The sequence below is a fragment of the Azomonas agilis genome, from assembly GCF_007830255.1.
GTDB classification, from domain to species: domain Bacteria; phylum Pseudomonadota; class Gammaproteobacteria; order Pseudomonadales; family Pseudomonadaceae; genus Azomonas; species Azomonas agilis.
In genome coordinates, this window is record NZ_VLKG01000002.1 from 147751 (window position 1) to 159286 (window position 11536).

The following is an 11536-nucleotide window of genomic DNA, read 5'->3' on the forward strand; positions in this document are numbered from 1 at the left end:
AAAGGCTATACCTTGGTCTGGATTAATACTTTTGTCGATTGGCTTCAGTACTAGGCCAGATTAGAGTTAAATCGGCTCCGCCATAGCTTAGGATAAAAAAAATATGCAAGAAACTAACGACGACATCCAAAGGATTTATGAAGATCCGCGCTTTAAGGAATTAGTTGCTAAGAAAAGTGGCTTTGCCAACTTATTATCAGTAATTATTCTGGGTGCGTATTTTGCGTTTATTCTGCTGATCGCATTTGACCCAAAACTGCTTGGAATACCTGTGGTTGAAGGATCTCCCATTACCTGGGGTATTCCTATGGGGGTCGGTATTATTCTGCTCTCCTTCTTGCTGACAGGCGTATATACCCTGCGTGCTAATGGCGAGTTTGATAACTTGACCAAGGAAGTTTTGAGCGAGGTGCAGAAATGATTGCGCGTGCGGTATTAGCGACAGCGTTATTAGCAGCATCTTCTGCGCTTTTAGCAGGGGAGGCTATGACGGGTGAGGTACAGAAGCAGGCCACCAACTGGACGGCCATTCTGATGTTCCTAGCCTTTATCGTAGGTACTATGGGGATTACCAAGTGGGCCGCTAAGCGGAACACTTCTACCTCTGACTACTACACGGCAGGCGGTGGTATTACCGGTTTCCAAAATGGTTTGGCGATTGCGGGTGACTATATGTCCGCAGCCTCCTTCTTGGGAATTTCTGCACTGGTATATAGCAGTGGTTATGATGGCTTGATCTACTCCATCGGCTTCTTGGTTGGTTGGCCGCTGATTCTGTTCATCATTGCCGAACGTCTGCGTAACTTGGGTAAGTTTACCTTCTCCGATGTGGCTTCCTATCGCTTAGGACAGACTGAGATTCGTCTGTTGTCGGCGTTTGGTTCCTTGGTGGTGGTGGCTTTCTACCTGATCGCTCAGATGGTGGGTGCCGGTAAACTGATCCAACTGCTGTTTGGTTTGGATTACATGGTTGCCGTGGTTCTAGTCGGCGTGTTGATGATTGTTTATGTATTCTTTGGTGGCATGCTAGCCACTACTTGGGTGCAGATCATCAAAGCTGTTCTGCTGTTGTCAGGTGCCAGCTTCATGGCCTTTATGGTTCTGAAGTCTGTGAATTTTGACGTTGTCAAAATGTTCTCCGATGCCATTGCTATCCATCCAAAACATGATGCAATCATGGCTCCTGGTGGACTGGTTTCTGACCCTATCTCTGCCATCTCCTTGGGTATGGCTCTGATGTTTGGTACCGCTGGCTTACCACACATTTTGATGCGCTTCTTCACCGTTGCGGATGCTCGTGAAGCCCGTAAGAGCGTGTTCTACGCTACAGGCTTTATCGGTTACTTCTACATCCTAACTTTTGTGATTGGTTTCGGCGCTATCTTGCTGGTTATGACTAATCCTGAGTTCAAAGATGCTGCCGGTGCCATTGTAGGTGGCACTAACATGGTTGCTGTCCACCTAGCGAGTGCTGTGGGTGGTAACGTGTTCCTTGGCTTTATCTCTGCGGTTGCCTTTGCCACCATTCTGGCCGTAGTAGCTGGTTTGACTCTGGCCGGTGCTTCTGCGGTGTCCCATGACCTGTACGCTTGCGTAATTAAAGGTGGCTACACCAAAGATGGTGGTCGTGCGACTGAAGATGATGCCATGCGCGTAACCAAGATCACTACCTTGGCTCTGGGCGTAGTTGCTATCCTGCTGGGTATCATCTTCGAGAAACAAAACATTGCCTTCATGGTAGGTCTGGCCTTCTCCATCGCTGCTAGCTGTAACTTCCCTGTGTTACTGCTGTCTATGTACTGGAAAGATCTGACTACCCGTGGTGCTCTGATCGGTGGTGCCTTGGGCCTGCTTACAGCACTTGTGCTGACCATTCTGAGCCCAACGGTTTGGGTTGATGTACTGGGTAATACCAGCGCTATCTTCCCCTGGAAATACCCAGCGCTCTTCTCTGTAACAACAGCCTTCGTAGGTATCTGGTTCTTCTCGATCACCGATAAGTCCAAAGCTGCTCAAGAGGCTCGTGCCAAGTTCATCCCTCAGTTTGTACGTTCGCAAACTGGTTTGGGTGCTGCTGGTGCTTCGGCTCACTAATACTGAGTTGTAATAAAAAAGGCAGCCTTCGGGCTGCCTTTTTTTGTGGTCGTTAAAATCCGATCCGATCCCGTAAGCTGTAGTACAGTGCCCCTAGTGCGGTTAATGGAGTGCGTAGGTAGTGGCCCCCGGGAAATGGGTAATGGGGAAGGCTGGCAAAAGCATCAAAACGTTCTGCCTGCCCCTGAATAGCTTCGGCCAGTATTTTTCCGGCCAGATGGGTATAGGTTACGCCATGCCCGCTACAACCTTGAGCGTAATAGATGTTATCGGTGAGACGGCCCACTTGGGGTAAGCGAGATAGGGTGAGTAAGAAATTGCCTGTCCAAGCATAGTCAATCTTGACCTGAGCCAGTTGTGGGAAGGTTTTCAGCATCTTAGGGCGAATGATGTTTTGGATATCTCCCGGATCGCGAGCGCCATAGGTCACTCCACCCCCATAAATCAGGCGACGATCTGCAGATAAACGGTAGTAATCCAGTAAATAGTTACAGTCCTCAACGCAGTGGTTTTGCGGTAATAGACTTCGGGCGAGCTCAGGGGAAAGCGGTTCTGTCGTTATCACTTGACTGCCGCAGGGCATGGATTTAGCAGCCAATTCAGGAGCTAATCCCGTGTCTAAGTAAGCATTACCGGCAATAACCAGAAATTTGCACCGCACCTGCCCTTGGGGTGTATAGACAATCGGTTGAGGCGTGCGATCAATGCGTAAGGCTGGAGTCTGCTCGTAAATGGTTCCACCCAGTGATTCAAAGGCTGAGGCTTCGCCCAAAGCAAGGTTCAATGGATGGATATGGCCTCCCATATGATCCAGCATTCCACCGATGTAGCGGGTGCTACCCACATATTTTTGTAGTTCCTGGTGGTCTAATAATTCAAGTTGTTGGTATCCGTAACGCTGCCAGAGCGTTTTTTGTTGCGCTAAATGGCGCATTTGTTTAGGGGTAAAAGCTGCAAAAATGCCACCATTGTGTAGGTTACAGTCGATTTGATAGCGGCTAACCCGTTCCCGAATAATTTGGCTGCCTTCAAAGGCCATAGCCCCAATAAGTTGAGCTGCTTGGGTGGTGGTGGATTGCTCCACCGTATCAAGGTCACGGCTGTAGCTGTTAACGATTTGCCCACCGTTGCGTCCTGAGGCTCCAAAGCCTACTTTGATGGCTTCCAACACCACAACTCGGTATCCTGCTTCAGCAAGAAACAGTGCTGTAGAAAGCCCGGTATAACCTGCTCCTATGACACATACGTCTGTTTCTATGTGTTCTGAAAGACTAGGGCGATTAGGTGCAGGCTGGGCGCTCGCTACATAGTAGGAGTTTGGATAGGTAGTCTCAGTCATAAAAATTCCTAGAGTTGTTCAAAGTCGAAAAAAGAGCATGCCTTAGTCTGTATTACAGAAGATATCGGTCTACTGTGGGTGAAAGTTCTTGACTCTGAACTTATTTTCCATAGAATGGCGCGCCATTGAAGGCACATAGCTCAGTTGGTTAGAGCACCACCTTGACATGGTGGGGGTCGTTGGTTCGAGTCCAATTGTGCCTACCAAACAAAGGTTTGTAGATGCTTAAAACTGCAAGCCGTTATAAAAAGCCCGCCTAATGCGGGCTTTTTTGTTCCCAAAACGGGCAGGAGAAGATTGGATACTCAGTGACTTGAATCTTGCGCTGATGCTAGACTTCTCCGGCTTTATGGTTTTTTTGATGTAAATTTTTAGTGTTCCAGTGATTGTGGCTCGTATATCCAAAATTGCTACCAGAGTAAGGTAGCAGGATAGAGGTCGCTTACTGGCTTAATCCCACCCATGTGGCCTTTGGTAGGGGTCACCACTAGGAGAGGAGGCGCCATGCCCATTATTACTCTTCCCGATGGCAGTCAACGCTCATTCGAGCAATCGGTATCTATTCTTGAAGTTGCACAATCCATTGGCCCCGGATTGGCTAAGTCCACGTTAGCCGGTCGGGTTAACGGACGCTTGATGGATGCCTGTGATCTGATTGAGCAGGATGCGACGCTACAGATCATCACCCCCAAAGATGATGAAGGCTTAGAGATTATTCGCCATTCCTGTGCGCACTTGGTAGGACATGCGGTGAAGCAACTCTATCCGAGCGCCAAAATGGTGATTGGGCCGGTGATTGATGAAGGGTTTTACTACGACATAGCGACCGATCGCCCCTTTACTCCAGAAGATCTCGCCGCCATCGAGCAGCGTATGAAAGAGCTGATCGATAGGGACTACGATGTCATTAAAAAAATGACTCCTCGGGCTGATGTGATCGAAGTATTTAAAGCGCGGGGTGAAGACTATAAGTTGCGCCTTATCGAGGATATGCCCGACGAGCAGGCGATGGGTCTGTATTTCCACGAAGAATACGTGGATATGTGCCGTGGCCCGCACGTTCCGAATACGCGCTTTCTCAAGTCCTTTAAGCTGACCAAGTTATCAGGCGCTTACTGGCGCGGAGATTCTAAAAACGAGCAATTGCAGCGCGTTTACGGAACGGCTTGGGCCGATAAAAAGCAATTGGCCGCTTACGTTAAGCGTATAGAAGAGGCTGAAAAACGCGACCACCGCAAGATCGGTAAACGTTTAGACCTGTTTCACACCCAAGAGGAAGCTCCGGGCATGGTGTTTTGGCACCCTAATGGCTGGACGATTTATCAGGTGTTGGAACAGCACATGCGCCAAGTACAGCGCGAGCATGGCTACCAAGAGATCCGTACACCCCAAGTAGTAGACCGCGTGCTGTGGGAAAAATCAGGGCACTGGGCGAACTACGCGGAGAATATGTTCACCACTGAGTCGGAAAGCCGTGATTACGCTATTAAGCCCATGAATTGTCCTTGCCATGTGCAAGTATATAATCAGGGGCTTAAAAGTTACCGCGAGTTGCCCCTGCGTTTAGCCGAGTTTGGTGCTTGTCATCGTAATGAACCTTCCGGTGCTTTGCATGGCATCATGCGGGTGCGCGGTTTTACTCAGGACGATGCTCATATCTTCTGTACCGAAGAGCAGATGCAAAGCGAGTCTGCGGACTTTATCCGTCTAACCCGTCAGGTGTATGCGGACTTTGGCTTTGAAGATATTCAGCTAAAACTTTCAACCCGTCCTGAAAAGCGTGTAGGCTCTGATGATCTTTGGGATCGTGCTGAAGCGGCCCTAGCCGCTGCTTTGGATGCGGCTGGTTTACCCTATGACTTGCAGCCGGGTGAGGGTGCATTTTATGGCCCGAAAATTGAGTTTTCTCTCAAAGATTGCTTAGGTCGTGTTTGGCAGTGTGGTACCTTACAGCTAGACTTCAACTTGCCCATTCGTTTGGGTGCAGAGTACGTTAGCGAAGATAACGGCCGTAAAAATCCTGTCATGTTGCACCGGGCTATCTTAGGCTCCTTTGAGCGCTTTATTGGTATCCTGATTGAACACTACGAGGGATCATTCCCCGCTTGGTTAGCACCGCAGCAAGCAGTGATTATGAACATCACCGATAAGCAGGCGGATTTTGCACTCAAATTAGAGCAAAAGCTAAATCAACAAGGATTCCGCGTTAAGGCTGACTTGAGAAACGAAAAAATCGGCTTTAAAATTCGCGAGTATACTTTGCTCAAGGTTCCCTATCTTTTGGTTATTGGAGATCGGGAAGTTGAGACAGACAGTGTCGCTGTGCGTACCCGAGAAGGGGTGGATCTAGGTTCCATGCCAATTGAGCGCTTCACTCAGCTACTGAATGAGGCAATAGCTCAACGCGGGCGGCAAGAAAAAACGGAGTAATTAACTATTAAGCGTGAAATGAGACAAGAAAAAAGAACCCAACCGAAAGCCCCAATTAATGAGAACATTTCGGCACGCGAGGTTCGGCTGATTGGTGCAGATGGCGAACAAGTTGGTATCGTCGCCCTAGAGGAAGCACTGCGTATCGCAGAGGAAGCCAAGTTAGACTTGGTAGAAATTGCTGCTGATGCTGTCCCGCCTGTCTGCCGAATCATGGATTATGGCAAGCACCTGTTTGAGAAAAAGAAACAGGTGGCTGCGGCCAAAAAGAACCAAAAACAGGTTCAAGTAAAAGAAATCAAATTTCGCCCCGGTACGGAAGAGGGTGACTATCAGGTTAAACTGCGTAGTCTGATCCGCTTCCTGAACGAAGGGGATAGGGCTAAGGTGTCTTTAAGATTCCGAGGCCGTGAAATGGCCCACCAAGAGTTGGGTTTGGAGCTGTTAAAGCGGGTTGAAGCCGATCTGGCCGAGTTCGGCACAGTAGAGCAGCAACCTAAGCTAGAAGGCCGTCAGTTGATGATGGTTTTAGCTCCTAAAAAACGCAAATAACCCCCTAGGGCAGTGGCAGGCCCTATGGTTATGTTTTGTTCTTAAATGCGGAGTATCCGAACATGCCAAAAATGAAAACTAAAAGTGGTGCAGCCAAGCGCTTTAAGAAGACAGCGTCTGGCTTTAAGCACAAGCACGCGTTCAAGAGCCACATCTTGACCAAAATGAGCACCAAACGTAAGCGTCAGCTGCGCGGCTGCACTCTGGTACATCCTTCGGATGTGGCCAAAGTTGAGCGTATGTTACGTCTGGCTTAATCTGGTTTTTAGAGGAAGAAGTTCATGGCTCGTGTTAAGCGTGGCGTTATTGCCCGTCGTCGTCATAAAAAAATTCTGAAGTTGGCTAAAGGTTACTACGGTGCGCGTTCTCGCGTATTCCGCGTAGCTAAACAGGCCGTTATCAAGGCCGGTCAATATGCTTATCGTGACCGTCGTCAGCGGAAGCGTCAGTTCCGTGCCCTGTGGATTGCTCGTATCAACGCCGGTGCGCGTCTCAATGGCCTGTCCTACAGCCGTTTTATCGCCGGTTTGAAAAAAGCAGCCATTGAAATCGACCGTAAGGTATTGGCTGATCTGGCTGTTAACGAAAAACTGGCCTTTGCTGCCATTGTTGAGAAAGCCAAGGCTGTTCTAGCCTGAGTCTTCCCAATAAACTGCTGGGTTAGTGCCTGGTAGTAAAGCCCATTCAATAGGGGAAGAGCCTGTGCTCTTCCCCTATTTTGTATCTGGAGTACCCTCATGGAACACCTGGATGCGCTGGTCTCTCAAGCGTTAGAGGCTGTGCAGCACACTGACGACATTAACGCCTTGGAGCAGCTCCGGGTGCAGTACCTTGGGAAAAAGGGCGAGCTGACTTTAGTGATGAAAAGTCTAGCAGGCCTGTCTGCGGAGGATCGTCCCAAGGTTGGAGCCTTGGTCAACCAAGCCAAGGAGCAGGTACAAGAAGCGCTGAATACACGCAAGCAATTGCTGGAACAGCAAGCCTTAAGCGCTCGTTTAGAGGCTGAGCGCATTGATGTCACCCTCTCGGGACGTGGGCAGCAAACGGGAGGTTTGCATCCTATTACCCGTACTTTGGAGCGTATTGAGCAAATCTTTGGAGCTATTGGTTATTCGGTAGCTGAAGGCCCAGAAGTTGAGGATGACTACCACAACTTTGGCGCACTCAATATTCCCGATCATCACCCAGCGCGGGCGATGCATGATACCTTCTACTTTAATACTCAGATGCTGCTGCGTACCCATACTTCCTCGGTACAAATTCGCACGATGGAAACCCAGCAGCCGCCCATCCGTATTATTTGTCCGGGGCGGGTTTATCGCTGTGACTCGGATCAAACCCACTCCCCGATGTTCCATCAGGTAGAAGGGCTATTGATTGACGAAGAAGTCAGCTTTGCAGATCTGAAAGGTACCATTCAAGCCTTCTTACAGGCCTTCTTTGAGGCTGATTTAGAGGTACGTTTCCGTCCTTCCTTCTTCCCCTTTACTGAGCCTTCCGCAGAGGTGGATATTCGCCGCGTGGTAACACGCAATGGGGAAGAGCGGGCCGAATGGTTGGAGGTATTAGGCTGCGGTATGGTGCACCCTAATGTATTGCGTATGGCGGGAATTGATCCTGAGCGTTATCGAGGTTTTGCATTTGGTATGGGGGTAGAGCGCCTGACCATGCTGCGCTATGGCGTGAGCGATCTGCGGGTGTTTTTTGATAATGATCTGCGCTTCCTTGAGCAGTTCCGCTAACCCTTTAAGCCTCGTTAATTTCTAGGAGAGCTGGATGAAATTCAGTGAGCAATGGTTGCGGACTCTGGTTAATCCGCCCGTTTCCCGTGATGAGCTAGTCGCCCGTCTTTCTATGGCGGGTTTGGAAGTAGAAGAGGTTACTCCAGTTGCTGGCGCCTTTAGTGGCGTAGTAGTGGCTGAAGTGCTTTCTGTTGAGCCTCACCCTGATGCCGATAAACTGCGCGTTTGCCAAGTATCCAATGCGGTGCAGACCCTGCAGATCGTCTGCGGTGCTCCCAATGTTCGAGCCGGTTTAAAGGTGCCTTTGGCCCAGTTAGGCGCGAATTTACCCGGTGACTTTAAGATTAAGCCCGCCAAACTGCGCGGCGTCGAGTCTCAAGGCATGCTGTGTGCTGCCTCTGAACTCCAGCTAGTTGGTGACTATGGCGATGGCCTATTAGAGCTGCCGAATGAGGCTCCTGTAGGGCAGGATCTGCGCTCGTATTTAAATTTAGATGATGTCAGCATTGAATTAAGCCTGACCCCTAACCGGGGTGATTGTCTGTCCTTGACCGGATTAGCTCGTGAAGTGGGTGCTTTATATTCGGTACCTTGGACGCCTGTCAGCCTTGAGCCTGTGCCGGCTACCCATGATCAGGTGTGTGCGGTTGAGGTACTTAACCCTGAAGCCTGTCCCCGTTATTTAGGGCGTGTTGTGCGCAATGTGGATCTTTCCATTGCCACGCCCAACTGGATGAAAGAGCGCCTCAGTCGCTCAGGGGTGCGCAGCATTGATGCTGTAGTGGACATTACCAACTACGTGATGCTGGAATTGGGGCAGCCGATGCATGCCTTTGATCTGGCTGAAATTCAGGCTGGCATCCGTGTTCGTTTAGCCGAGGAAGGCGAGCCACTGCGTCTTTTAGATGGCCAAGAAATTAAACTGCGCTCCGATACTCTGGTCATTGCTGACCATCAGCGGGCTTTGGCTATTGCGGGTGTGATGGGTGGAGAGCACTCGGGTGTGTCCAGTAAAACCCGTGATGTATTGTTAGAAAGTGCCTTCTTTGATCCGGTAGCCATTGCGGGCAAAGCGCGCTCTTACGGATTGCACACAGACTCTTCGCATCGTTTTGAGCGTGGCGTGGATTTTCAACTGGCGCGTCACGCGATGGAGCGCGCCACCGCTCTGATGGTCGAACTACTCAAGGCTGAGCCCGGCCCGATTGTAGAGCAGGTTAGTGATGCTTCTCTACCCAAGGTTGAGCCGGTTGTGTTGCGTAGCGAACGCATTAATCAGGTTTTGGGCTTGCACCTAGAGTCTTCAGTGGTTGAGCAGCTATTAACGGGCTTAGGTCTTGGCGTTACGCTCCAAACTCAAGGGCAATGGTTGATCTCCGTGCCCTCGCATCGCTTTGACATCAGCATCGAAGAGGATCTGATTGAGGAGCTGGGCCGCCTGTACGATTACGACCGTCTGCCCATCCGTTATCCGCAAGCCCGTCTAGCACCCACCGCCAAAACAGAGGCTCGTGTCAAGGTATCAGATATTCGTCGCCGTCTGGTGGCTAGAGGTTATCAAGAAGCTATTACCTACAGTTTCATTGACCAAAAGTTGTTCGCGTTATTTGAGCCAGAGCAATCACCGTTGGTATTGGCTAACCCCATTTCAGCGGATTTGGCGGCCATGCGCTCTTCCCTGTGGCCGGGATTGGTTAAAGCCTTGCAGCACAACTTAAACCGTCAGCAATCCCGGGTACGTTTGTTTGAAACCGGATTGCGCTTTAAAGGTCAGTTGGGTGATCTCAAACAGGAGTCTATGCTGGCCGGCTTGATTACCGGCAGCCGCTTACCAGAATCTTGGGCCAATGCTAAAGATGCTGTGGATTTTTACGATCTTAAAGCGGATGTGGAAAGCATCCTAAGTTTAACTGGATCTTTGGATGCATTTTGCTGTGTTGCGGCTTCCCATCCGGCATTGCATCCGGGGCAGTCTGCTCAATGGTGGCGTGGCGATCAATTAATGGGCTACTTAGGCGCACTGCATCCTGAACTGCTAAAAACCTTGGGGATTGACCAGCCTGTTTATGTCTTTGAGTTAGAGCTGGCAGTTTTAGAGCAAGGCACCTTGCCTCGTTATAAAGAGTTATCGCGTTTCCCTGAAGTGCGGCGCGATTTGGCTTTAGTCGTGGATGAGCAGGTTGCAGCAGGTGCTTTGTTAGAGCAGGTGCGTTCAGTTGCCGGTGAATACTTAACTGCATTGCGTCTGTTCGATGTTTACCAAGGTAAAGGAATCGAGCCGGGTCAAAAAAGTTTAGCGCTTGGCTTGACCTGGCAACACCCGTCCCGCACCCTGAACGACGAAGAAATTGCAGCCTGTATGCAAGACATTCTAGGATTAGTAACGGAACAATTTGGGGCCACTTTAAGGATCTAAAGCATGGGAGCTTTGACGAAAGCGGAACTAGCAGAACGTCTAAACACTGAGCTTGGCTTGAGTAAGAAAGAGGCCAAAGATCTAGTCGAACTGTTTTTTGAAGAAATTCGTCAGGCTCTGGAGCACAATGAGCAGGTCAAGTTGTCTGGTTTTGGCAATTTTGACCTGCGCGATAAGCGCCAACGGCCAGGGCGTAATCCTAAAACGGGGGAAGAAATTCCAATCAGCGCGCGGCGGGTAGTCACTTTCCGTCCGGGCCAGAAGCTTAAAGCACGGGTTGAGGCTCATACGCAGCCTGATAAGTCCTAATATGCCCTACATGCTTTCTCAGAGTTTGCCTAAGGATGCTGACCTCAGTAACCCTGCGGTCATGCCCTATCTGCTGCGTTTATGGGATCAGCCACAACTCACCACATACTCGTTAATTGAGTCTTCCCCTTATCGGCCACAGAAGGCTCCCATCGCCGAGGGTATTCAGGCTTCGTTGCATACCTTCTCTAGGCTATCTGTGTCGCACCAACCGATGGTGGAGTTGGAGCCCAAGACACTAAGGAATCCTCTGCTCATTCAACAGCTTATTCTGGAGTTGGAAGACTTACATCAATACTTAGCCATGCCCGTGATTTCTAAATCAGCGTCTATCCCTGAGTAAAGTTTTCTAAAGGAACTCATTGATTATTCCGAAAGCTTCATCAAGGTAACTGTTTATTAACTCGTTTTCTGTATGTAAAGCCCAAAGAGTGGGTGTTTTAGCTCGGTCAGGTGGGCTATATGGCCTCTTAATGGCTTTTTATTTTCTCCAATGCGCTTAGCTATCTTCCAAGATGCCAGAAGATGTCTATGATTGCTGCGCTTGTATCCGCCCTGAGATATTTCAATGGAACCCCTTAGGGTTGTAAGGGGTCGGACAGCATAGAACGACTAGAGCGTGCCCCTGTGTTGGGCATGCGTTTGTACACCGAT

11 protein-coding genes and 1 tRNA gene are annotated in these 11536 nt (G+C 49.7%); 11 read left to right on the forward strand and 1 reads right to left on the reverse strand.

All coding sequences use genetic code 11. The features are described from left to right. Nucleotides 1–103 precede the first annotated feature (103 nt). Nucleotides 104–421, forward strand: coding sequence for a DUF485 domain-containing protein (locus LX59_RS03005; protein ID WP_144570372.1), 318 nt, complete (start codon nucleotides 104–106; stop codon nucleotides 419–421). Beyond that, a complete protein-coding gene (locus LX59_RS03010) occupies nucleotides 418–2094 on the forward strand; it encodes a cation acetate symporter (protein WP_144570373.1) in 1677 nt (558 codons plus the stop codon). The genes LX59_RS03005 and LX59_RS03010 overlap by 4 nt, the downstream gene beginning before the upstream one ends. Nucleotides 2095–2146: 52 nt before the next feature. On the opposite strand, the gene LX59_RS03015 is transcribed toward LX59_RS03010, so the two are convergent. Beyond that, nucleotides 2147–3433 (reverse strand): NAD(P)/FAD-dependent oxidoreductase, encoded by a 1287-nt coding sequence (locus LX59_RS03015; RefSeq protein ID WP_144570374.1) that lies wholly within the window; start codon nucleotides 3431–3433, stop codon nucleotides 2147–2149. A gap of 129 nt (nucleotides 3434–3562) precedes the next feature. Between LX59_RS03015 and LX59_RS03020 the strand changes: the two genes are divergently transcribed. From LX59_RS03020 to LX59_RS03060, 9 genes are all read left to right on the forward strand, one after another. Further along, nucleotides 3563–3639 (forward strand) — tRNA-Val (locus LX59_RS03020). Nucleotides 3640–3937: 298 nt separating this feature from the next. After that, nucleotides 3938–5863 (forward strand): threonine--tRNA ligase, encoded by a 1926-nt coding sequence (gene thrS, locus LX59_RS03025; RefSeq protein ID WP_144570375.1) that lies wholly within the window; start codon nucleotides 3938–3940, stop codon nucleotides 5861–5863. Between the two features lie 18 nt (nucleotides 5864–5881). After that, complete coding sequence (gene infC / locus LX59_RS03030; RefSeq protein WP_144570376.1) at nucleotides 5882–6415, forward strand: translation initiation factor IF-3; 534 nt, start codon at nucleotides 5882–5884, stop codon at nucleotides 6413–6415. A 62-nt stretch (nucleotides 6416–6477) separates the two neighbouring features. Beyond that, a complete protein-coding gene (gene rpmI, locus LX59_RS03035; protein ID WP_144570377.1) occupies nucleotides 6478–6672 on the forward strand; it encodes a 50S ribosomal protein L35 in 195 nt (64 codons plus the stop codon). Between the two features lie 24 nt (nucleotides 6673–6696). Next, nucleotides 6697–7053 carry a 50S ribosomal protein L20 gene (gene rplT, locus LX59_RS03040; protein WP_144570378.1) on the forward strand — a complete coding sequence of 119 codons (357 nt, stop codon included), beginning with the start codon at nucleotides 6697–6699 and terminating at the stop codon, nucleotides 7051–7053. 99 nt (nucleotides 7054–7152) lie between these two features. After that, complete coding sequence (gene pheS, locus LX59_RS03045; RefSeq protein WP_144570379.1) at nucleotides 7153–8157, forward strand: phenylalanine--tRNA ligase subunit alpha; 1005 nt, start codon at nucleotides 7153–7155, stop codon at nucleotides 8155–8157. 34 nt (nucleotides 8158–8191) lie between these two features. Continuing rightward, nucleotides 8192–10573 carry a phenylalanine--tRNA ligase subunit beta gene (gene pheT / locus LX59_RS03050; protein ID WP_144570380.1) on the forward strand — a complete coding sequence of 794 codons (2382 nt, stop codon included), beginning with the start codon at nucleotides 8192–8194 and terminating at the stop codon, nucleotides 10571–10573. A gap of 3 nt (nucleotides 10574–10576) precedes the next feature. Further along, complete coding sequence (gene ihfA, locus LX59_RS03055) at nucleotides 10577–10882, forward strand: integration host factor subunit alpha (protein WP_144570381.1); 306 nt, start codon at nucleotides 10577–10579, stop codon at nucleotides 10880–10882. Between the two features lies 1 nt (nucleotide 10883). After that, complete coding sequence (locus tag LX59_RS03060; RefSeq protein ID WP_144570382.1) at nucleotides 10884–11225, forward strand: hypothetical protein; 342 nt, start codon at nucleotides 10884–10886, stop codon at nucleotides 11223–11225. Nucleotides 11226–11536 lie beyond the last annotated feature (311 nt).